This is a genomic window from Zobellia galactanivorans (assembly GCF_000973105.1).
Classification (GTDB): domain Bacteria; phylum Bacteroidota; class Bacteroidia; order Flavobacteriales; family Flavobacteriaceae; genus Zobellia; species Zobellia galactanivorans.
Map to the genome: position 1 here is coordinate 2404340 of NC_015844.1, position 22995 is coordinate 2427334.

Here is a 22995-nt window from a genome sequence, read left to right on the forward strand (position 1 = left end):
CGAATTCTGTATACCGCTTACGACCGATAGGTCGGTGTGCCAGGTAGCTTAAAAAACGAGGGATTTTTAGTTCGATCGGTTCGCCGCAATATAGGCGGCCATGGTATCGATAGACTCAAAAATCTTACGCCCTTCTTTCGGGTCGGCCAATTTAATGCCGTAATCTTTGTCGAGCATTACAATAAGCTCTAGCGCATCGATAGAGTCAAGACCAAGACCCTCTCCAAAAAGCGGGTCGTTATTTGCGATTTCGTCAACGGAAACATCTTCCAAGTTTAATTGCTCGATGATTTTCTCCTTCAATTCTTGTTTAAGTTCGCTCATTTTGTTCTGTATAATTTGGTCAGTTCTCCGGTATCATGGGGCAACAAACCTTTTTTAGCGATAACGTATAAAAACGCATCATATTTTCCTTTATCATAATCAACCCAGCCGCATAGTACTTCATCGGCTTTGCCCGTTTCTAGCAGATCATTGGCATAATCTGACAATAAATGGGGGTTAAACTCGGCAAATATAAAGAAACTATTTTCAGAATACAGTTTGTGGCGAATGCTAATTTCGCCCATACAGATATTTGGGAGGGTGTAGACGAATACGGCCGGACTGGCAAATGCGCCTGATCGGTCACTAATGGCGGCCTGGTGCTTACGGTCGGTGTCTAAGCTTGAGGCCTTATTTGAAAGCACAAGGGCGGTATTTTTTTCTTCCTGGTCTTTTAATAGCACCTCGGCACCCATAAAGGCCAATTTACTGAGGTTGTCCATTTTGAAGAACTTGGAATAGTCGGTTTCAAATTGTTTGTAAGCCGCTTTTATAAAGGCCGGAAACTCTTCGGAGGCATCGGAAAACAAAACTTTTCCGTTTCTGGAAATTTCTCCATTGGTTATGCGGCAATATGATTTTATATGGTAACCGGGCATATTCATGGATTGACTTTTTGAAAGATTGCCGCTGTATTGCAACCTCCGAAACCCGAAGCTGTCTTTAGAAAAACACTGCTTTCCTTGGCGGAGGTTTCTTGTATGATGTTCAAGGGTTGCGAAACGCCCAGCTCTTGAAAGCCAAGGGAGGCGAACAAAGTGTTCGAATGTAAGGAATACATGCCGATAATGGTTTCCAAAAGACCGGAAGCCCCTAAGGTATGCCCAAAATAGCCCTTTAAGCTATTTAGGGGGCTGTCTTGTATATGGGCCCGGTTAAAGGCAATGGCTTCCATTTCGTCGTTGTACATGGTAGCCGTACCGTGGGCCGAAATAAAATCTATGGCCTTGGGTGCTAGTTGGGCCTGGTCCATGGCCGACGTAATACTGCGATAAAGGCCCTCGCCCGTTCGGGAGGGTCCCGATATATGGTTGGCATCGTTGCACGAGGCTTCCCCGAGTATACGAACGGATGCATCAATGAGTCGGTCTTTGTCCTTGGTTACGAGAATACTGCAGCCAACTTCGCCTATATTGATTCCTGCCCGGGTCTTACAATACGGTCTACAGGGAGATTCGCTTAAGGCCTGAAACGAGTTAAAGCCCGATAAAATAAATTTGCTGACCAAATCTCCGGCAACCACGAATACGTGGTCATAGCGTTTTTGATGAATGAGGCGCTTGGCTACGGCCAAGGCTAAAACTCCCGAAACACAAGCATTGGATACTACTAAGGCTTCGTTTTTGAAGCCGAAAAAAGACTTTATTTTTTCTCCTAGTTCACTCAGGTAGGCCCTGTTTTCATCGAAAGGGCTGTCGGCATCCAAGACATCGATATTGCCTTTGGTAGTCGATATGATGAGTCCGACCCTGTCCGTTAGGGGGATACCCGATTTCTTAAGGGTGTCGGCCAAAGAGACCAAAAGGATTTGTTCGAGTCGGGTATAGGCTTCTTGGGGGTTGAGCTTCGAGAATGCCTCATGCACGCTTTTTTGGTCGATCAGGGAAGAGTAAAAAGGGTTGGGAAGCACGTCGGGGTCGTTCACCAAGGTGAGTCCGGATACTTCGTTCTTAATACCATTTATCGCGGCTGGGCTATCGAGTCCGTAAGCGGAAACAATATTGTTATGTGAGAGGTAAACACTATCCATCTAAAAGGCCTACTTTTTTCTTCCATTCCGCAAAAAATGGAGGAATTACCAATGAGAGTTCTCCACCCAATTCCACAAAGACCTGAACGGTCTCCCCGGTACAGACCACGGCCCCCTTAGGGTTGTAAATCTCATATTTGAAAATCATTTTAGCGGCGGCACAGTCAACATAGGTGGTTTTTATAGTGGCCACATCGCCATAGCTCAAAGGTAGTTTGTGCTCGCAGACCGATTTGACTATGGGGGTGGAAAAATTGTGGGCTTTTTGATCTAGGTACGAAATGCCATGGTGGCGTCCAAAGGCTTCGCGCCCATCTTCAAAATACTGAATATAATTGCCGTGCCAGACAATGCCCAATGGGTCCGTTTCCGCAAAACGTACACGTACCTCACTTGTGAAGCTAATTTCTTTTTTAGTTTTAGACGGCATTTTTTCTTTCGTTATAGATAATGGCAATGAGCGTTGTGATTACGAAAAAACCGAGTAAAAGCGATATTTCGGGGATAAGCTCAATAAAGGTTGCGTTGCGCAAAAATACATCATAAAATGCACTTAACCCCCAATTCATTGGTGATAGGTTAGAGAGCAACTGCATAAATTTGGGCATGGCAAAAACAGGGACCCAAACCCCTCCGATAGCGGCTAAGATGACCACAAAAGTGGCACCGAAAGGAGCCGACTGTTCTTGGGTCTTGGCAACGGTGCCCAGCAACAGGCCAAGGCCAACGGCCGCCAGACCTGCAAAGAAGGCCACCACGAACAAAAGGGGCAGTCTGCCCGAAACATCGAGTTTGGGAAGTCCTATTAGGGGGAAGAGAAAAATGCCCACGGCCAACATTAAGGCGAACTGCACCAAGGAAACGCCTACAAACACTATGGTTTTACCGCCAAGAACGGTGGCATACGATACGGGGTTCGTCCTCAATCGCACAAAAGTCCCTTGATTTTTTTCTTTGACCATATTAATGGCCAGGGGCAGAATGATGAAAAAGATGGCAAAAAGCGTCCATGCGGGAATGTTGTGCTGGGTAGAGTTCGGGATCAAGGCTTCTTTGTGCTTGCTGGGTACAATTTCGGTAAAGGTGATGAATTGCTCCGTCTCAAAGATTTCTTCCGAGGGATCGTCGGTCAACTGCTCTTGAAAGGCCTTGTAGATGGTCTCGGTCTCTATTTTTGAGATCATCTTGTCAATGTTACTGCGAACCGAGCTCTTGAACGATTGCTGCGTAGCCGGATCAAAGTAAAGTTTTACTTCCTTGGACTTGGCTATCGATTTAGGCTCGGGAATGCTTTCTTCGTTATCGCTGAATTTAGAAAGAATGCCGTCTACGTTCTCGTTGATTTTGACCTCGAGTTCCGACGATAGGTTTTCAGGTATGACAATGGCCAGTTGATAGTCGCCTTTAAGTACTTGTGCTTTGGCTTCCTCATCGGTAGCTGCCATATCCACTTGAAATAATTTGGAGTCGGCTAAACCCTGTAAGATGTCTTCCGATACTTTTCCCTTGTCAAGATCGACCAATAGGATCGGCAGTTTGGTCTCTTTTACGGACTTGAATGAATTGTCTTGAATGGTGGTGATAACGATCACCAATAGCAAGGGCATTAGAAATAGTACGGCCAAGCCCCCGATGTCGCGTGTTACGAGTAAAAACTCCTTGTATGTAGAGGCCCAAAGTTTATGCATGGTCACGTAGGGCTTTACCGGTTTTTGCCAAGAATACCTCTTCTAGGTGTTCGGCATTTTCTTCCTGGGCGATAAGTTCCTTGGGTTTGCCCAAACAAACCAATGTACCGTGGTCGATAATGCCAACGCGGGTACAAAATTGCTCTGCCTCGTTCAAGTGGTGGGAGGTGTAAATAATGGTCGTTCCCGAGGCATTCAATTCTTTTAGATAGGCCATGATCACATTTTTCGACTGCACATCTACACCTACGGTAGGTTCGTCTAAAAATAGTACTTTGGGTTTGTGCAGAATGCTCGATATAAGGTTGATGCGGCGTTTCATACCGCCCGAAAAGGCCTTTATTTTCTTATGGGCGAATTTTGATAGCCCCATGGTTTCAAGGTGCGAATTGATATCGTTCTTTAACGCTTGTCCCTTAAGTCCGTACATGCTTCCAAAATACACGAGGTTTTCATAGGCGGTCAGGGAAGGGTAGAGGGCATATTCCTGTGGAACGATGCCTATCAACTGCTTAAGTTGGTTCTTGTGCTCTTTGAAGTTCAATCCGTCGATCGTAAAACTTCCGGAAGTAGGTTTCAATAAAGAGCTCAACATAGAAATAAGGGTGGTCTTTCCTGCTCCATTGGGACCTAAAAGTCCGAAAATTTCCCCTTCCGCTATGGTCAAATCCAAATTCCGGACGGAAAAATCGTCGGCACCTTTGTACTTTTTTGAAAGATCGTTGATTTGGATCATGATGTCAAAACTAATCGAAAATTCTAAGATAAAGTCTTGTTTTTCCTTTTTAGTGAATCGGACTTCGGTCGATGCTAAATCGCTTTTTTCAATTTCTTAAAAAAGGCCGCTTCGCTATCGGCAATGGCATCTAGTTCATCAGCCACTTTGTTATAGGCATCGTCTTGGGCACTGCGGTTTTTGTAGATGCGGGATGCATTTACGGCAAAATCGCGCCAGTCGTCACCGATTTTGGTCATTTCCTTTGAAAGTTCCTTGAGTTTTTCGTTGCCGAGTACTTGGCTGGCCTCTTGTAGAAAAGCGGCGTAGATATAACGAAACCCACCGCCTCCGGTTCCTATCTCTTCTTGCATGCGAACGATTTGGCCCAAGTAGTGGTTGGCCGCCTTGGCCCCTTTTTTCTTAGGCCATTTGCGGATCAGTTTTGAGATTGTCTTTATGCCTTTATAGCCCACTATGGGTACGGGTGCCGTCATTTCTCGGCAGGTTTGTTTGATGCCTTTGATAATGGCATTTTTCAATTCCAATTCTTTAGGAAAGGCGGTCGGATAGTAAATATGGCCTTTAGGGGCAAAAGCGCCTTTGGCAAAACGCACTTTTTCCAGTTGCCTTTCGGTCAGGGTGGTGACCTGTTCCATGACGGGGTCGCTGATCAGGTAGTTTCCGTTTACCTTGCCGTAGACCACCAAATTGTGGGCGTTAAAGTGAAAGCGGTATTCGTCGGGAAAGTACAAGAGGTTGTAGACCCCTACCTGAAGTCCGACGGGATTGTTCTTTTGTAAATTTTCATCGAGCCGTGCCTTTGCCGTTTCGGGACTACTGAATTTTTCGCGCTTTATTTTTATGCCTACCCTCTTGGCAAATCGATTGAAAATAAGGCCTGGCATGGCCCGGTAGGTTACAACCGGCGCATGGTTGACCTTTAAAAAAGGGATGTAGCAGAACAATAGTCCCGACCCAATGCCGAAAACCATGGGTTCGCTCACCTCAAAACCATTGTGGCGCATTAAGTTGCTTACCACACCATTTTCGCAGTGCGCAGATTGTTTATGGGTAAATTCTATTTGCATGGTGATGTTTAAGAAATATGTTTCAGTTCTTCAATGCTGATTTCGAAGACATCGGCATACTTTTGAAGGGTTTTTTGGCTCAGTTTTTTAAAAATTTTGGGCTTAAAATGTCGCTTTACGCGCCATTGCCAGAGACCCACATAGCTCGATAAGATAGGGAGGTCCATTTTGTGAAGTTCCATATAGTATTCAATGGGGCTGGTCTCATTATTTTGAACGCGTTCTTTGGCCTTGGCAACACGCTCCTCGATTTCTTTTATGGCGTTGTTGAGTGCGATGGTCTTGGGGTCCCAGCCAGAACTAAGGGCTGTGGTATATTCGCCATTCTCGTCTACAGCATAGGTAAGTTCTTTGGTGTGGGCAGAATTTAACAGGCCTTTATCTTGTGGTACTTCTTCTTTTTTCACTGTTCGTTAATTTGGGGGATTATTAATTTTTCCCTCTTAAACTTCATGGATCAAAAAGTTCAAAGTACAAGCTACGATTAATTCTCCATTTCTGAAAGTTTCAGAAGCAATGGTGCAGCTGCTAAAGGCTTCGTTGTCATATCTTGAAATCAGTTCCCCTTTGGTCGTTATGGTTTCGCCTACTTTCGGTAGGGCAAAAACCTCGACTTTTTTTACGGCACTGATATAGCCAACGACCTTGTTTTTATTCCCGTCTTTGTCCTTGTCGTCAAAAAAGCTTTGTCCTACTATGGTAGCACAGGTTTGGGCCGCATTTTCAATGAGTCCGGTTTCCGATAGGTGTCCGTTTTTTACAAAAATGCACGAGGCTTCCACCTTAAAACAGGTCTCTACGGAGGTTTCGTCAAGATATGGGGTTACATTGGCCATGAGCATAGGCTCACGGTGCGGTAAAAAATTCTTGATATCTATGTTGGTCCGTGCTTCCAAATTAGTTTGCCAGTGCGGTTTTCATTTCACTTGATGCCAGTACTATACCTTCGCAGGTAACCGTGGCCGATACCATGGTAATTCCCATCATGTCGTGCAAGATCTCTACGGTGGTTTCCAATTCTTGGCCTACAAAGGGGAGGGCGTTTACGGTGGCCTTTTTTATGGCCCCGATATATCCGGTAGGTGCAGGTTGTTGGGCCAGATAAAATTTATAGCCCGTATGCAGGGCTACGGTCTGTGCCATGTTTTCTATAAGGCCGGGGGCCATAAAGCGTTTTTCAAAAACAAATAGATTGTCTGCGGGAACGACAAAGCCCGATATGATTTTCTTCTCTGAATAGTGAAGTAATTTGCCCACCATGATAAAGGGTGGTTTCTGCGGGATTAAATTCTGTAGAAACTCACTATCGATAAGGGGCGTTTTCAATAAGTTCATGCTAGCACACTGTTAAATAGGCATAGGTGTATGAAAAACGTGCGCTTTCGGGCACATGTAATAAAATTCTATCGCCCTTCTTCAATTTGCCCGATGCAACAAGTTCTTCAAGCATTAGATATATGGAAGCAGCGCCTACGTTGCCCACGTGTTCAAGGTTTAAGAACCATTTTTCCCAAGGCATCTCCACGCCTCGGTCTTTCATTTCGTCGTAGAGTCCTTGTTTGAAAAAATACGAGGAAATATGGGGAAGGTAGTAGTCGACGTCATCAGGACCGATACCGTGTTTTTCGTATACTTCTTTTAGGCAGTCGACCCCTTTTTTCAAGATGTTCTCCCCAAGTAGCTTTACGTCTTGCTTAATGGCGAAAACCGATTTCTTCGCCCAATCTTCAGGGGCAAATTCGCTCCAAGGTTTTAGCTCGCCGTTTTCAAGTTTTTCTCCGCCGGCATACATACAGGTTTCCATTTCAAAGGCGTACGAAAAGCCTTCCATCCATTCGATTTTTAATGGAGTGTCTCCCTTGGGTTCGTTTTCCACCAACATCGCTCCGGATCCGTCGGAAAGCATCCATCGTAAAAAATCTTTGTCGAAGGCGATCATGGGGTTTTCTTCCAAGGCCTTAAGGTGCTCGATTTCTTCTTGGTAGAAATCGGCCTTGGTCCAAGTCGAAACTTTTTCCGAACCGGTACAGACCGCATTGTTTACTTGGCCCACTTTTATGGCCATATAGCCATATTTTAGGGCGTTCATTCCTGAACAGCAAACTCCCGATGCCGAATTGATTTCCATGTTCCCGTTTTTCAATTCACCATGTACCATGGCGGCATGGGAAGGCAAAAGTTGATCGGGTGTAGAGGTGCCGCACGATAAAAGCTCTATTTGGTCTTTGCTGAAATTGGCGTCGCAAAGCTCTTCTATCGCCGCTGCGGTGAGCTGGGCATTATTATGGGTTACATTGCCGTTTTCATCAATGGCGTAGTACCTCTTTTTAATTTTGTTATTGCGTAGGATGATGCTTTTAGCCCTGGATTTTTGTCCGTCTATAAACCCTAATTTATCTTCAATTTGGTCATTTTCGACAGGGGAATTGGGCAGAAACTTGGATATTTTGGTAATGTAGGCGTTTTTCATGTGTCGGTCTTACTCCTTATAATCAACAGAGGCGTAATATTTGTTTTCCCTTTGGATTTTTCTGTACATAGGGATATAAGTGAGCAAAAATACAATAAAAACTATAGGTGCGATTATCCAAATGGCAAATATCAGGTAATAGTTGAACAAACGTAGCCATTTTTTTCGGGCAGGATCGCCTTGATTTCCCTTCTTTCTAATGAGATTGGCCCATTTTGAAAACAATAGGTTGCCGCGCTTGTCCATCTGAACCAGTAGGTTACTGATTTTTGATGCGTTTAAATCGTTCAGTTTTTCTTGTAGCGTAGAAAAATCGGAGGCCATAAGGGCTTCTTTGATCGGATGGCCAAATTTATCTGCCGAGGCTATGGTGTTTTTCGATACGCCGGGTTTGGGGAAAATTCCCCACATACGGTCTTTTTTCCCCTGGAGCATCCAGTACACGATGGTGATTACACTAACGTGGTTGGGACTTTTATCGACCAAGGCTATGTTTCCGACGAGTTTGGCGTTAAGGCCTATAAGTATTTTTTTCACCTTTTCTTGCGACATGGCCCACATATTACGTACACCGATGACCGTAATAACCGGAGTATCGTTCAATAGTGTTTTTGCGGCTTCGGAGGTTAAAAATGAATTTAAGGGAATGGAAGGCGAGAGGTACCATACTTGATGTCCTAAGATGACCAAATCGTATTTGCGCGATAAGACCGATGCATCTGGGGTATTGATTTCTGTGGGAATTTGAAGGAAGGCTTCCGGAAATACATCGAAAAACCTTTCCTTTTTCCATGGAAACCCATAAGGGGTTTTAGGAAGGATCTGATGATAGGTAATATTGATTGATTCTTGTTGTAAGGGGGATATTACGGAGTCTATAATGGACCGTAGCTGGCCGGTCTGGGAGTAATATACAACGAGTACTTCTTTCATTTGCTTTCGGTTATAGGATGGTCATTGAGCAATAAATGATTCACGGGTACTTTAGGGATAGTTCAAATATCTTATTTATTTGTCTTATCTCCCCAAAAATCAAAATAATTAAACCATTGTAATGGATATTTGGCAATGATCCATTCGAGGTTGTCGGTATATTTTTCAAGTAAGCCTTGGGCGTCGCCGCGTTTTACTTCGGCGGTTCTAGCATATAGGTGATAGTGTTTTCGCGATTCTTTCATTACGTAAACGAACAAGACGGGAACCTTTAAACGTGAAGCCAGTAGGTAAGGGCCTAGCGGAAATTTGGCGGTGGCCCCTAAGAGCTGTTGTTCTAAGAATTTGGATCCTTCAATATATCGGTCGCCCGTAAAACAAACGAGTTCGCCATTGGTCAGGGCGGTGTGTATTTCAAAGATATGCGACATATCTTCTTTTATCAAGATAAGCTTGATGTTCGATTTAGAAGTAACACTCTCCATGTAGGCCTTGATCTCTTCGTGCTCTTGGTCCCAAGTAACCAGGTTGATCGAAGAAAAAGCATTTACATCTTGTAGAAAAAATTCGGCGACCTCGAAATTTCCGATGTGGGCGCTTAGTAGAATGCCTCCTTTTTTTTCGGAAAGCAGTTGCTCGATCTTTTCTATTCCGTCAAACTCATAAGTGAACCGATCTCGAAGACCGGCCGATATAGCGGCTTTGTCAATAATGGTCTGGCCAAAAATGTAGTAGCTTCTGTAGATATTGAAAAGACTCTTTAGGGTCGAATGCCCCAGTCTCTTATGGAAGTAATAAAAAATAGACCTGGTGCTGTCAACGGAAAAGATGCAGTAGTACAAGACCACAAAATGCAGAAGTAGGTATGAAGCTCCCAGCCCCAGTTTTTTGATAAAGAAAATATAGATTCTATACCCTAAAACGGTGCCTTTGGACTTTCCTTTCCATTCTGTTGCCATTTTAGGATTTTCTCAGGGGAATATCAGTGAAGTTTGCGCTCTATCAGGTCGTAAAAGTTTTGTAGGGTGGTGACATTTACAAAGTCTTCACCTACTAATTTTACACCAAAATTACTCTCAACGGCTACTACAAGGTCAACAAAGTCTAAGCTGTCTAGACCTAGGGTGTCTTTAAGGTTGGCGTCGGCAGCGATTTCCTCTTCCTCGACTTCAAACTCGTCGATTAGGAAATCATCTATTTTTTGTATTATAAGTTCTTTGGTCATCACCATCTTTCGCTAGCATTTTTTTAATATCAAAGCGGAGTTTGTACCACCAAACCCGAATGAATTTGACAAAAATACGTCAATTTTTTTATTTAACGTTTCCTTAACTATGTTTAATTTCGCCGCATCTTCATCAATGTTGTCAAGATTGATGTTGGGGGCGACAAAAGAATTTTGCATCATGATCATTCCGTAAATGACTTCACTTGCACCTGCCATCCAGCACTCATGGCCGGTCATCGATTTTGTTGAGCTTATGGGCGGATTGTGTTCGCCGAAGACTTCGTATATGGCTTTTGCCTCGTTTGCGTCACCTACCGGTGTTGATGTGGCATGGGCGTTTACGTAATCTATGGCAGAGGCTTCAAGACCTGCATCTTGCAAGGCATTGCGCATGGCCCGCGAGGGGCCGTCAACGTTTGGTGTCGATATATGTCCTCCGTTCGATGAAAAACCATAGCCGATGATTTCGCCTAAAATGGGTGCGCCCCTTTTAACGGCCGACTCGTAACTTTCCAAGATTAGGGTCGCTCCCCCGCCACTGGGTACCAATCCGTTCCTGGCCTGGTCGAAAGGTCTTGAGGCTTTTGTCGGGTCGCCTTCGCGTGTGGCAAAAACCCCGAGTCCGTCAAAACTGCCCATGGCCAATTTGTTTATTTCTTGGGCCCCGCCCGTAATGATACAGTCTTGTAAACCACTTTTGATAAGGTGGTAGCCCATGCCGATGGCATGAGATCCACTGGCACAGGCGGCACTAATGGTAAAGTTGACGCCCCTTAGCCTGAATATGGTAGACAGGTTCATGGTAATGGTAGAGTTCATGGCTTTGAAAATAGCCCCTGAACCTACCAAGGTAGTGTCTTTCTTTTCGCGTAAAATATCGGTAGATTCTACTACCGATCTTGCGGTGCTATCATTGCCGTAAATAACACCAACTTCATTTTCGTCAAAAAAATGATCTTCTATTTGGGCATTTTTTAGGGCTTCAATGGTCGCCATGTAGGCGTATTGGCCTTCTTCCCCGAGACTAAGGCGCTGTCTTCTCGACAGTAGTTTCTTTAGGTTGGGTTCTTCTACCTTGCCGGTAAGAGGGGAACGGTATCCAAAGCTAAGGCGTTCTTCATCTATAGAGATGCCCGACTTTCCCTCGAACAGGGAGGTCTTTACCTCGTCAAGATTCTTGCCAATGCAAGAATAAATACCCATACCCGTGATTACGACTCTTTTCATTGCCCCTTACTGTAATTTTATGAATATATACCGCCGTTTATATTGATGACCTCACCTGTAATATAACCCGATTTTTTTGAAGCGAGAAAAGAAACTACGTGTGCTACTTCTTCGGCTTCTCCGAACCTGTTCGCGGGTATCATCCGTTTTAATTCCTTTTCGTCAAGGTCGTTCGTCATGTCGGTTCGTATGAAACCTGGTGCAACGGCATTTACAGTAACGTTTCTTTTTGCGATTTCTTGTGCCAATGCCTTGGTGGCCCCTATGACCGCGCCTTTGGCCGCGGAATAGTTGGTCTGTCCGGGGGTGCCCTTGAGGCCGGATACGGAAACCATGTTGATGACGCGGCCGTATTTGTTGACCAAAAGCTTTTGAATGAGGTGGTTGGTTACATTGAAAAAACCGTTCAGGCTAGTGTCTATGACCTTGGACCAGTCTTCGTATTTCATCCACATGAACATACCGTCCTGCGTGATTCCTGCATTGTTCACGATGACCTCAATGATATCGTTTTCGTGGGTTTGGTGCCAATTGTCCAAAGCCGATTTGACCGCTTCTGCGTCGGTTACGCTAAATGGTAGCAATTCACCCTTTCCCCCCGCTTCCTCTACAAGCTTAAGGGTTTCTTCGGCAGCTGCCTTATTGCTGTTGTAGTTGATAAGAATTTGGTAATCGAGGTCTTTGGCCAGTTGAATGCAAACTGCCCGTCCTATTCCCCTAGAGCCACCGGTTACCAGTGCGTATTTTTGTTTTTCCGCTTTCTTTTCTTTCATTTAAGTTATATATGTTTTGAACACTTACTGAACGGTTGGGCATACCTTGGTCGTTCGGCTAGTTTTAATTAAAACTAGCGAAATTTAGTAGTTAAAAAAAGGAATGTTTTTATTTGACGGATACAAAGGGTTCGGCGTTCTGAAACCATTTGTCGCCCAATAATTGCCCCTGTTCGTTAAAATATCCCCAGCCTTTTTTTGATTTTACCCGGGCCAGGCCATTGACAAAACCTTTTTCTTCAGATCCTTTTAGAAAGGCAAAATTCCCTGAAATACCGTATTCCATAGGAATGATGACCTTGCCAGAGGTGTTGATAAACCCCCAGGCCTTGTCCTTTACGGGAGCAAAACCGTTTGTTGAAAATACTTCGGCATCGCGGAATTGGGGCTCAATGACCATTTCGCCCTTTTCGTTGATGTATCCCCATTTTTTGCCGATGGCAACAGGGGCCAAACCGAGGGAGAAGGCCCTGGCCTTATCGTATTTTGGTTCTAATACCCATTCTCCTTTGCTATTTACAAAACCCGTTTTTTTGGTGCGGGAGGCGTAAGTGAGTTTAGAATCTCCATGAAAGTTGTAGACCTTGTCGGCGTTGTCGATAGGGTTAAAGCTTCCGTTGTGGATGATGCCAAAGGTGCCATCTTTTTTTCCGTAAACACCGGCTTCCTTATATGTGTTTCCTATTTCTTCGTATTCTACGGGTATGACCACTTTCCCCGAAGTGTTTATCATGCCCCAAAGTTCGCCCTTGCTCACTTTGGCGTGGCCATTCCTGAATTTCTTTATGGCGTCGTAAGTAGGCTCTAGAATGAGTTGGCCGTCAGTGCCTAAGAGACCTATTTTTTCTCCTGAACGAAAAAGGGCGACTCCTTCTTCAAAATCGTAATACTTTTCGCTGGCAGGGGTTTTTAATTCTTTGCCCGAGGTGTCGATGTAACGCCATTGGTCATCTTTCAGTACCAAGGCAAGTCCTGAATTGAACATTTTTACCCTGTCGTATTCAGGTTGGATCACAAATTTTCCCGAAATGTCTATGTAGCCCCATTTGTCGTCTTGAAGTGCTGCGGCACGTCCATCGGAAAAGCTATCCGCTTTATCAAATTGAGGTTCGATTACGTATGCTCCCGTTTTGTCGATGAAACCGAATTTTCCATTTTCCCTGACCAAGGCATACTCTTGTGCAAGAAGAGTCGATGAGTTGATAAGGAGTACCAATAAAAATGCTAATGTTTTCATTTTACTTCTTTGTTTTGATGGTTAATAATATAGTTCTTCACTTGATTTACATAAGGATACATTACAATGTCTTCCTTAAACGGGGGAACTATTTTACGAACTGCATCGTACATCATTCTTGTCTTGGACGAAACCTTGTCTTTAAGGTCAAGGTATTCTATGGCCTGTACGACCGTGATCATTTCTATGGCAAGTACCTCAAAAGCATTTTCGATAACCTTTTTGGTGGTATTGGCCGCATTGGTGCCCATGCTGACAATGTCTTGGTTGTCGTTGTTGTTCGGTATACTATGAACGTACATGGGGTTTGACAGCATTTGGTTTTCGGCAGTGGTCGAGGTGGCGGTGAACTGTACCCCTTGCATGCCGAAGTTGAGTCCCAAGGTGCCTAAATTTACGAAAGGAGGCAGAATATCGTTGAGTTTTGAGTTTAAGAGATAGTTAAGTTGTCTTTCGGCCAACATGCTCATTTTGGTGACTACCAGTTTGAGTTTGTCCATTTCCAAGGAGATATAGTCGCCGTGAAAATTGCCGCCATGGTAGACGTGTTTTTTCTCTACATTGACGATGGGGTTGTCATTGGCTGAATTGACCTCCTCTATAAGTACGCTTTCAACATTGTTGAGTGTGTCTAGTACGGGCCCTAAAATTTGGGGTACGCAACGTAGGGAGTAATACTCCTGTACTTTTTCCTCAAAAACGGATACCCCATTGTTGTCTACGTATAAGTGGTGTTCCCTTTTTCGTGTAAGGGTACTGTCTTTTAGGTGGCTTCGCATAGCACGTGCAATCTCGCGCTGGCCTTTATGTCTTTTGGTGTGGTTCAGGTCTTCCGATAGGTGGTCGTCATAGGCCTGAACGATTTCGTTGATGGCGGAAGAGCAGCATATGGCCCACTCCAGCAATCTTCGCGTATAAATGGTATTGACGATTCCGATGCCTGTCATTACCGAGGTTCCGTTGATTAGGCCAAGACCTTCCCTTAGTTCTACCTTTATCGGGGTGATGTTGAGTTCTTTGAAAACTTCTTCGGTCGGTCTTTTGACCCCTTTGTAGAAAACTTCGCCCTCACCGATAAGAACCAGGGCCAAATGGGCCAATTGAACAAGGTCGCCACTGGCGCCCACGCCTCCATGTTCGTATATGAGTGGAGTGATGTCTTGATTGATCAAAGTGGTCATAACCTCCAATACCGAAGGGTGTACGCCTGAATTTCCTAGGCTTAAGGTATTCAATCGGGCCAGCATTGCCGCTTTTACGTATTTTGGGGGTATCGGATTGCCCGTGCCGGAAGCGTGACTTCGGATCAGGTTGTATTGCAGCTGAATGGTTTCAGAATCCTTTATTTTGTACTGGGCCATGGGCCCGAAACCGGTGTTCACCCCATAGATTACTTTGTTCTTTGAAAACTCTTTTAGGAAATCAAAACTGTCTTTTACGGTCTTGATGACTTTTTCGTCTATTGATATTGGCTCGTTTTTAAAGATGGTTCTGTAGAATTCTTCAATTCCCAACGTTCCTTTTATTTTCGTCATCTATGGTTGATTCTATGAGGTATTTGTAATATTTTAGTGACGTCTTCAAATAAGACTCCTTAAGCTAAAATTAGCGATTTTGGATTGCAAATTTATAATAATTAGTGAATCAATGTCTTAATTTAGCAGACAATACGCTTCTTCAGGTCATGTATCTTCATTTTATGGAGGTCATAAACCATAGGAGCCTCATATAAAAGTGATGCATATGCAACAGGAAAAGGTTGATGTTTTGATAATTGGGGCGGGACCGTCGGGTTCGGTGGCTGCCGCATACCTCCATAAACAGGGGTTAAATGTGAAGGTCGTGGAGAAGGGTAGATTCCCTCGTTTTGTCATAGGGGAGAGTTTGATTCCGCGTTGTATGGATCATTTTGAGGCCGTGGGCCTGTTGGATTGTCTAAAGGCCATGAATTTTGAGGTAAAGGACGGTGCCCGATTTATAAACAATAAAGGGGTGGTCTGTAATTTTGACTTTAGTAAAAAGCATGGGGACGGCTGGGATTGGACATGGCAGGTGCCCCGGGCCGATTTTGATAAGGCCCTGACCGATGAGTTGCAGTCTTGGGGTGTTGATATTGCTTTTGAACACGAGGTGACAACGGTTAGTTTCGCTGAAGACGGATCATCGGTGACCACGGTCAAGGACATCGATGGAAACGAATCTAGCGTTCAGGCCAAGTTTATTGTTGATTCCAGTGGTTTCGGTAGGGTTTTGCCACGGTTGTTAGATTTGGAGAAGCCTTCCAAAATACCACAACATTCCTCCATATTTACCCACGTAAAAGATGTTAACCGCCCTGAAGGTAGGGAGGGAACCATGATTACTTTTGATGTCATCGATACCCATACCTGGTTGTGGGTCATTCCGTTTTCTAACGGATATACGAGTATCGGTTTTGTCGGGAAATCGGAACATCTGGAGTCGTTGGAAGGAAGCAATACCGAAAAACTTCAACAAATGATGAAGCTGTCGAGCTATTATTTCGATCGGTTCGATGGAGTGGACTACACATTTGAGCCTCGAATGATAAGGAACATAGCGAAGTCGGTAAAACAACTTTACGGAAATGGATTTGTGCTTACTGGTAACAGTGCCGAATTCTTAGATCCCGTATTTTCTTCCGGGGTGACCTTTGCCGTTGAGTCGGCCCATCTGGCGGGACAGTTAATAGCGAGGTCGATTAAGGGGGAAGAAGTGGATTGGCAAACGGAATATACCGACTATATGCTGGAAGGGGTAGATGTCTTTTCGACCTATGTGGCGGAATGGTATACCGGAAACCTTCAGACCATATTCTTTCACAATAAAGAGAATGAAACCATAAAAGAACAGATTTGTGCAGTACTGGCCGGATATGTTTGGGATAAGAGCAATCCGTTCGTGAAAAACCATAACCGATTGGTCAAGACGGTGGCCCATATAGCGAAGATGGAGGAGCAGACCAGTGAAGAGCATAGTTAGATACCATTGTGGCTTGTTACTTTCTTGTGTAATAATTCAAAAGTTTTGGAATCTAATCAAAAATAACTTAAAATAAGGGGGTGGTAGCTCTGTGGCGGAAGTGGTTTGTTTTGCAGGCGCCCGTTTGTAAGGAGGCCCCATTGTTCAGGCGGTTGGTATAATACGGGAAAGGTTTGTCATGGCACTTATGTTTTTGGAATTGGATTTTTTTCATAGTAATATCCCTAGGTCAATATTTTTGTTTTTGTACGTGATAAATTTTGTTTTAGGCGTATATTCGTGTAAAATTTGTATTATTAAACTTACAAATTAGTTTTAATTACTGAATCATATAAATGTCATTACTCCACATAATCCATCGACTAAAAGAAGTGAATACCCTCACCAAGCACGAACAGCTTGTACAAGGCGTTTTGGAGGCTTTAAATACCGGCGAACTTTCGGTCGGAGATAAACTGCCATCGATCAATAAAATGGTGGGTGATGTGGGCTACGCCAGAAAAACCATCGTAAAAGCTTACGAAGAGCTAAAGGAAAGGGGGCTCGTAGAGTCAAAAAAGTTAAAGGGGTACTTTATTATCAGTGACGAGACCAAGGTGACGCTGAGAATCGCCCTCTTGTTGTTTTCGTTTCAACGTTTTCAAGAGGAATTCTATAATGCCTTCAGGAAGGAATTGGGCAAGCGGTACCAGATCGATGTCTTTTTTCATCATAACAACGTATCGGTTTTTGAAACCATATTCAATAATATAAAAGGAAAGTACGGTATGTACGTAGTGGCCCCTATGCCTGATTTAAGCATACGGCCGTTGCTTGAAAGCATAGACCCCCAGAAGTTATTGATCGTTGACCGATATTTTCCAATGCCCGAACAGTATTCGTACATCTCCCAAGAGTTTGAAGAGAATACCCTAAGTAAGTTGGTAGAGCTGCTTCCTAAGATTAAAAAATATAAGCGCTTCGTTCTCTTTTTTGCCAATGACAGGGATTATCCCGATGGTATTTTCAAGGCGTTTCAAAGGTTTGTTTCCGAATACGGGATCAATGGAGTGGTTGAGGAAGACTATGAGGCGGGCAGTCTTGAAAAAGGAACTTTGTACTTTTGTGTAAGTGATACTTCCTTATGGGAGCTTGTTCGCGATTGCCATAATTCCAATATGGCTATCGGTGAAGATATCGGTATCTTGTCACATAATGACCATGTGGTCAAAGAAATCGCTTTTGGAGGAATTACCACCATTTCTACGGATTTTAAGGATATGGCTACAATGGCCGCGCAGCATATAAAAAACAATATGGTCTCGCAGGTCATGGTCACATCAAAACTCTTTAAGCGTAAATCCTTATAACTTCATTTGATTAGTGGTTTCGGTTTGATATAGCCAAGGCCGATTTATTTCCGATTTAATAATTTTTCCCCGCTAGATTGAGTATTTCTCAATTTTAGCGGTTTTTTTTGTTTTTGGTATTTAAAAAATACTTATTTTTGTGACAGTAGCATAAAGTAGCATAGATTATGTTTATTTTGTTAAACTTTTGAACATCAAATCCTATAAATTTTTGCTTTATTAAAAATAAAGGGGTTAAATTGGTATATATTGTCATTTAAGGGTGATTGTGTGATAATATGGTCGAAAGGCTTTTTGGTGTTTATTAACATATTTAAAGTAACAAAGGATAAAGGAAAAATTACTAACTCAATTAATTACTAACTTAAACTACTCATTATGAACCAGAACTTTAAGAGATTAAACAGGGTTCGATCACATGGTTTCGTGCTCGTGGCCTTGTTTTTCTTCAGTGTGACATCGTTGTGCGCACAAACTACAATTTCAGGTACTACCTCTGACGAGCAGGGTGTATTGCCCGGTGTAAACGTCTTGGTAAAGGGAACCACTGTAGGAAGTGTCTCCGATTTTGATGGAAATTACAGTATAGAGGTGCCCGATGGTGGCTCTACCCTGGTTTTTTCCTATGTGGGCTATTCCAAGCAAGAAGTGACTATTGCTGGTCAAACCACAATTAATGTTGTTATGTCTGAAGATGCACAAACCCTCAGTGAGGTGGTTGTTGTAGGATATGGTACACAACGAAAGGCCGATCTTACCGGTGCTGTAGGGTCACTTAGCAGTGCGGAAATCGTATCTAAGCCGATTACCAGTCCGGATCAAGTGCTTGCAGGAACACTGTCGGGGGTGAATATTACCAATAGGAGTGGGGATCCTGGTGCTCCTATCAATGTGCGTATTCGCGGTATAGGTACCCCAGGGGTAAACGATCCCTTATGGGTGATCGATGGTGTGCCCATCGTTCAGACCAGTAACATTACCGTTAATACCTCTTCTACTACAGACTCTAATCCGCTTGCAGGTATAAACCCGAGTGATATTGAGTCCATTGACGTTTTGAAAGATGCGGCTTCGGCGGCCATTTATGGTGCTAGGGCGGCAAATGGGGTTATTATAGTAACGACCAAAAGAGGTAAGGCCGGTGATGCCAAGGTTAATTATGACGGCTATACCTCCTTTAGTCAGATAAGAGATCGTTACGATGTTTTGGATGTGGAGCAATACATCGATATTCAGGGTCAATTGGGGCGTGATGTATCCGAGTTTAGTGGCGCTGGATTTGTTGATTGGCAAGATGCCATATTCAAAACAGGTTTTGTTCAAAACCATAACGTTACGGTAAGCGGGGGTAGTGAAAATGCCAACTATTTGATATCGGGAGGTTATTTGAATCAAGACGGTATCGAGTTGGCTCAAGGATTCGAAAGATATTCGTTTAAAGCGAACTCCGATATTAAAGTGGGGAAAAGATTGCGTTTCGGACAATCTTTGTTAATAAGTCAAACGGATCGTTTGGTACAAAGTGAGGGGGCCTTCTTTTCAGGGTTCAATTCGGCCTTGAACGCCCCTTATTATAAAATTTACGGAGATGGTCCTTTTGGTTATAACCTAGAAAATCCGGAAACTAGTGGTGATGGAACCGGAGCTAACTATGTCATGAGAAATGATACTAGGCTTAACAGTACCACGATCCGAAACCGAAAGGTCCTAGGTAATTTCTATGGGGAACTTTCCATTCTTGAAGGCTTGAAATTGCGCGCTTCATTAGGTTTGGATTATAACGTGGGACGTGGTGAATATTACCAGGCCGCCACGGATTATGCAGGGAACAATCCAAGACAATCGCTATTGGTGTCATCGCGTCCTGTTGAATTGACGCTTACGCCTTCTACAACCTTGTCTTACGATAAGACCTTTGGCAGCGATCATAATATTTCGGCCCTTTTCGGGTTTGAGCAAACCGAGTTTCGATTTGATAAGGTGAGACTTCAGGGGCGTGATCTTTTTAACCAGAATTTTGCTGGTACGGGATCTACGGTTTCTGGTGCCAATGAAGCCGATAATTGGGTTTTGCAAGGATGGTTAGGTCGTTTGAGCTATAATTTTCAGGGGAAATATTTAGCGACCTTCAACGTTCGTAGGGATGCAACTTCAAGGTTTGCCCAAGGTAATAGAGATGATTATTTTCCATCGGTTTCCGCTGGTTGGAGAATCTCTCAAGAAGAATTCTTTCCGCAGGAAGGTTTTGTAGATGATTTAAAGGTTCGTGTAGGTTGGGGGCAATCCGGTAACCAGTTTACAGGGTTGAACTTTGCATACCTACTGGCGTTGAACAATAATATTAGATACGTGGTAGGGGATAGTCAAGATACGAAGATCGCACCTGCACCCACGAATTTTGCGAATAGGGACCTTAAATGGGAAACGAGTACGCAATTGGATGTAGGTATCGATGGGGCGTTTATGGGCGGAAAGCTGAATATGACCGCTGATTACTACAGTAAGGTAACGAGTGATGTTTTGTTGGGGCTTCCGGTACCGTACGTATCAGGCTTCTTCTTGCCTGTAGATGCGAACGTTGGTGAGATCAAGAACTCCGGTGTGGAATTCTCCGTGAATTACGGCGATGAAATAGGGGATTTTAGTTTCAACATCGGGGCCAATATTACCACGGTTAAGAACGAGGTTACGGATTTAGGGGAAATCGATCAGATCATTACTGGTCTAGGAGGTCCTGATACACACCGTACTATTGTTGGGGAGAGCCTAGGACATTTTTACGGCTATAAGACCGATGGTCTTTATCAAAATGATGCTGAGGTTGCGGCCGCGTTGCCAGATGCCAACGGCACCCCATCTCCTGGAGACATTCGTTTTGTAGATGTCAATGGTGATGGCAAGGTAGATTCAAACGACAGAACCTATTTGGGTAGCCCTTTCCCCGGGTTTTTCTATGGGTTTAATTTTCAGGGCGAATATCATGGCTTTGATTTTTCTGTTAACTTCAGGGGTGTCGGTGACCAGCAGGTGTATAACCAAGCACGTACAAGCTTGGAAAGCTTGGATGGGGCAAATAATTTTAGTACGCAGGTGCTCGATCGATGGACGGGAGAAGGGACTACCAACTCAAGCTCTCATCCAAGGTTGGTAAGAAACGATCCCAATGGTAACAACCGTTTTTCTGACCGTTGGGTTGAAGACGCCGGTTACCTACGTATTCAGAACATACAGTTTGGGTATAGCCTTCCTGCGGAAAAGTTGAAAGGCTGGACAGGTGACTTTGTTTCTAGAATGCGATTTTATGTAGGGGTGCAAAATTTGGCCACTTTTACCAAATATTCAGGTTTTGATCCCGAGGTGGGGCGTACCCAAAGTTTTCAAAAAGGTGATTTTACATTGGCTAGCGGTCAAGACGGAGGCGCTTCTCCATTGCCGAGAATTGTACAATTGGGTTGGTCCGTTACATTTAATTAGAATCATACTTTAGTTCACTTAATATAAAATATAGCTATCATGAAAAAATATATAATACTTGCCAGTGTGCTCTTCGCACTTTCGTGTGGAGAGAAAGAACTGGATCTTTTGCCTTTGGATAGGGTTACCGCGGATACTTTTTATAAAACGCGGGGAGACTTTGATGGGGCTATTTTCGCTTCCTATTCTTCTATTCAGGATTTATGGGGTATCAGCGCAGAAACCTTGGGGGAGAACGGAGAGTATTGGAAAATTTCCGTAGTCATTAGCGATGATGCGGAGGCCGATACCGAAGTGGGTGACGCAGTGTCACAAGACATCGATAAACTTCTGATTCGATCTAGTGATGTTCCTTATGGAGCTGCCTACACCCAAATCTACGAAGGAATCTATAGGGCTAACCTAGTTCTGGAAAACTTAGAGGGAGAGAACGAGTTGTCGGAAGAAGATAAAACCATTATTGGGGCCGAGGCCAAATTCTTAAGGGGATGGTTTCACTTTCAGGCCTTGAAAATGTTCGGTACACCGCCATTGGCCATAGAAGTTAAGACCGATCTTAATGATCTGGCACTTCCTAACGCAACTCAAGAAGAATTGTATGCTTCGATATTATCGGATTTGGCTGATGCCGCCGCCGGTCTTCCAGAGGAATGGGATGGTTCCAATACGGGAAGGGCTACTTCTTGGGCCGCCAAATCGTATATAGGCAAGGTCAATGTTTGGAAAGAAGATTGGCCTGCGGCCATTACTGCTTTGGAAGATGTGGTTCTTAGGGGGCCTTATATGTTAATGCCGGAGTATAGCAATAATTTTAGCCACTTGTTTGAAAACAACGCGGAATCTATTTTTGAAATTCAGTTCGGCGGACCATTTTCCGATGATAATATTTGGGTGTTCGATGATACCCACTCTGAAAATTTCAAGGCTTCGCAAGGTACGACCCGAAGCTATCATTGGGGGGCTGCAAATGGGGCACCTGGAGGGAAAAGAGGCTGGTTTATACCTTCTGAAGACCTTCTGAACGCTTATGAGGCGGGAGACTCTAGGTTGGAAACTACCATCTACCAAGAAGGTGAAGATTATTATGTTTGGTCAGCAAATTCAGTAGTTACCGAACCATATGATCCTGAATGGTCTTCAAATGGTCTTAGCGCCAAAAAGTATTTAGGAAAGGAAAATGCAGTTGGGGCCAATAGGTCTCCGAATGGTGCGGCCGACTTTAACAATGAAAGATGGTTCAGGTTTGCAGAGCTAAAATTGCTCTATGCTGAAGCTTTGATACAGGGCGGAGGCGATGTTGGTCTGGCCTTCGATGAGATCGATGACATCCGAGAGCGGGCAGGTTTAGGTCCTGTTGATCGCGGTTTAGATCCTATGGGTGCGCTAATGCAGGAAAAACGAGTTGAGTTGGCCTTGGAGCCGCACAGGTATTTCGATATAGCCAGATGGGGTATCGGAGCCGATATTTTTGGTGCCGCATGGGATGATAAGTTCAATGTGCTTCCTTTTCCGCTAACAGAGATAGACCGTTCAAAAGGATTGCTAAAACAGAATCCAGGATATTAATCAGTCTTTCTAGGGGAGTCCCTAAAAAAAATTAATTTTACTGAAAGGAATCCAATTCTGAGTAACTCCTAGATTGGGTTCCTTTCTATTCATAGGCATTTTTTAATTTCTTTCATGTTGGTCGGGTCTAAAATAAGGTTGTTCTGTCGTGTTCTCTTTACGTTTGCAGC

General features: G+C 43.9%; 22 protein-coding genes. 4 read left to right on the forward strand and 18 right to left on the reverse strand.

The features are described from left to right. Positions 1-66: 66 nt before the first annotated feature. From ZOBGAL_RS09745 to ZOBGAL_RS09830, 18 genes are all read right to left on the reverse strand, one after another. Positions 67-324, reverse strand: coding sequence for a phosphopantetheine-binding protein (locus ZOBGAL_RS09745; protein WP_013993422.1), 258 nt, complete (start codon positions 322-324; stop codon positions 67-69). Next, positions 321-929 carry a hypothetical protein gene (locus ZOBGAL_RS09750; protein WP_013993423.1) on the reverse strand — a complete coding sequence of 203 codons (609 nt, stop codon included), beginning with the start codon at positions 927-929 and terminating at the stop codon, positions 321-323. Before ZOBGAL_RS09750 ends, ZOBGAL_RS09745 begins: the two co-directional genes overlap by 4 nt. Next, the gene (locus ZOBGAL_RS09755; protein ID WP_013993424.1) at positions 926-2074 is read right to left on the reverse strand and encodes a beta-ketoacyl synthase N-terminal-like domain-containing protein; all 1149 of its coding nucleotides are present in this window, start codon (positions 2072-2074) and stop codon (positions 926-928) included. Before ZOBGAL_RS09755 ends, ZOBGAL_RS09750 begins: the two co-directional genes overlap by 4 nt. Continuing rightward, complete coding sequence (locus ZOBGAL_RS09760) at positions 2067-2504, reverse strand: acyl-CoA thioesterase (protein ID WP_013993425.1); 438 nt, start codon at positions 2502-2504, stop codon at positions 2067-2069. Before ZOBGAL_RS09760 ends, ZOBGAL_RS09755 begins: the two co-directional genes overlap by 8 nt. Continuing rightward, positions 2494-3762, reverse strand: a complete 1269-nt coding sequence (locus ZOBGAL_RS09765) for an ABC transporter permease (RefSeq protein WP_013993426.1) — start codon at positions 3760-3762, stop codon at positions 2494-2496. The genes ZOBGAL_RS09760 and ZOBGAL_RS09765 overlap by 11 nt, the downstream gene beginning before the upstream one ends. Next, complete coding sequence (locus ZOBGAL_RS09770) at positions 3755-4498, reverse strand: ABC transporter ATP-binding protein (RefSeq protein WP_013993427.1); 744 nt, start codon at positions 4496-4498, stop codon at positions 3755-3757. Before ZOBGAL_RS09770 ends, ZOBGAL_RS09765 begins: the two co-directional genes overlap by 8 nt. Positions 4499-4572: 74 nt before the next feature. After that, positions 4573-5568 carry a BtrH N-terminal domain-containing protein gene (locus tag ZOBGAL_RS09775; protein ID WP_013993428.1) on the reverse strand — a complete coding sequence of 332 codons (996 nt, stop codon included), beginning with the start codon at positions 5566-5568 and terminating at the stop codon, positions 4573-4575. 8 nt (positions 5569-5576) lie between these two features. Beyond that, complete coding sequence (locus ZOBGAL_RS09780) at positions 5577-5975, reverse strand: hypothetical protein (protein ID WP_013993429.1); 399 nt, start codon at positions 5973-5975, stop codon at positions 5577-5579. Positions 5976-6011: 36 nt separating this feature from the next. Then, positions 6012-6464, reverse strand: coding sequence for an ABC transporter permease (locus ZOBGAL_RS09785; RefSeq protein ID WP_231854807.1), 453 nt, complete (start codon positions 6462-6464; stop codon positions 6012-6014). A gap of 1 nt (position 6465) precedes the next feature. Beyond that, positions 6466-6903 (reverse strand): hypothetical protein, encoded by a 438-nt coding sequence (locus tag ZOBGAL_RS09790; protein ID WP_013993431.1) that lies wholly within the window; start codon positions 6901-6903, stop codon positions 6466-6468. A 1-nt stretch (position 6904) separates the two neighbouring features. Then, the gene (locus ZOBGAL_RS09795) at positions 6905-8038 is read right to left on the reverse strand and encodes a beta-ketoacyl-ACP synthase III (protein ID WP_013993432.1); all 1134 of its coding nucleotides are present in this window, start codon (positions 8036-8038) and stop codon (positions 6905-6907) included. 9 nt (positions 8039-8047) lie between these two features. Continuing rightward, positions 8048-8971, reverse strand: coding sequence for a hypothetical protein (locus ZOBGAL_RS09800; protein ID WP_013993433.1), 924 nt, complete (start codon positions 8969-8971; stop codon positions 8048-8050). 71 nt (positions 8972-9042) lie between these two features. Beyond that, positions 9043-9930, reverse strand: a complete 888-nt coding sequence (locus tag ZOBGAL_RS09805; RefSeq protein ID WP_013993434.1) for an LpxL/LpxP family acyltransferase — start codon at positions 9928-9930, stop codon at positions 9043-9045. Between the two features lie 23 nt (positions 9931-9953). Beyond that, the gene (locus ZOBGAL_RS09810) at positions 9954-10196 is read right to left on the reverse strand and encodes an acyl carrier protein (protein WP_046287850.1); all 243 of its coding nucleotides are present in this window, start codon (positions 10194-10196) and stop codon (positions 9954-9956) included. 12 nt (positions 10197-10208) lie between these two features. Further along, positions 10209-11426 (reverse strand): beta-ketoacyl-[acyl-carrier-protein] synthase family protein, encoded by a 1218-nt coding sequence (locus tag ZOBGAL_RS09815; RefSeq protein WP_013993436.1) that lies wholly within the window; start codon positions 11424-11426, stop codon positions 10209-10211. A 17-nt stretch (positions 11427-11443) separates the two neighbouring features. Beyond that, positions 11444-12199: a 3-oxoacyl-ACP reductase FabG gene (gene fabG, locus ZOBGAL_RS09820; protein WP_013993437.1), complete on the reverse strand. Its 756-nt coding sequence runs from the start codon at positions 12197-12199 to the stop codon at positions 11444-11446. Between the two features lie 109 nt (positions 12200-12308). Next, positions 12309-13436: a WG repeat-containing protein gene (locus ZOBGAL_RS09825; RefSeq protein ID WP_013993438.1), complete on the reverse strand. Its 1128-nt coding sequence runs from the start codon at positions 13434-13436 to the stop codon at positions 12309-12311. Continuing rightward, entirely contained in the window at positions 13433-14971 is a 1539-nt protein-coding gene (locus ZOBGAL_RS09830; protein WP_013993439.1) for an HAL/PAL/TAL family ammonia-lyase, read from the reverse strand. Before ZOBGAL_RS09830 ends, ZOBGAL_RS09825 begins: the two co-directional genes overlap by 4 nt. A gap of 208 nt (positions 14972-15179) precedes the next feature. Between ZOBGAL_RS09830 and ZOBGAL_RS09835 the strand changes: the two genes are divergently transcribed. The 4 genes from ZOBGAL_RS09835 to ZOBGAL_RS09850 all read left to right on the forward strand — a co-directional run bounded on the left by ZOBGAL_RS09835 (position 15180) and on the right by ZOBGAL_RS09850 (position 22825). Next, on the forward strand, positions 15180-16436 hold the full coding sequence (locus tag ZOBGAL_RS09835) for an NAD(P)/FAD-dependent oxidoreductase (protein ID WP_013993440.1): 1257 nt from the start codon (positions 15180-15182) through the stop codon (positions 16434-16436). Between the two features lie 335 nt (positions 16437-16771). Beyond that, entirely contained in the window at positions 16772-17785 is a 1014-nt protein-coding gene (locus ZOBGAL_RS09840) for a GntR family transcriptional regulator (protein WP_013993441.1), read from the forward strand. Between the two features lie 378 nt (positions 17786-18163). Further along, positions 18164-21259 carry a SusC/RagA family TonB-linked outer membrane protein gene (locus tag ZOBGAL_RS09845; protein ID WP_013993442.1) on the forward strand — a complete coding sequence of 1032 codons (3096 nt, stop codon included), beginning with the start codon at positions 18164-18166 and terminating at the stop codon, positions 21257-21259. Between the two features lie 39 nt (positions 21260-21298). Beyond that, positions 21299-22825 carry a RagB/SusD family nutrient uptake outer membrane protein gene (locus ZOBGAL_RS09850; protein WP_013993443.1) on the forward strand — a complete coding sequence of 509 codons (1527 nt, stop codon included), beginning with the start codon at positions 21299-21301 and terminating at the stop codon, positions 22823-22825. The last annotated feature ends 170 nt before the right edge of the window (positions 22826-22995 follow it).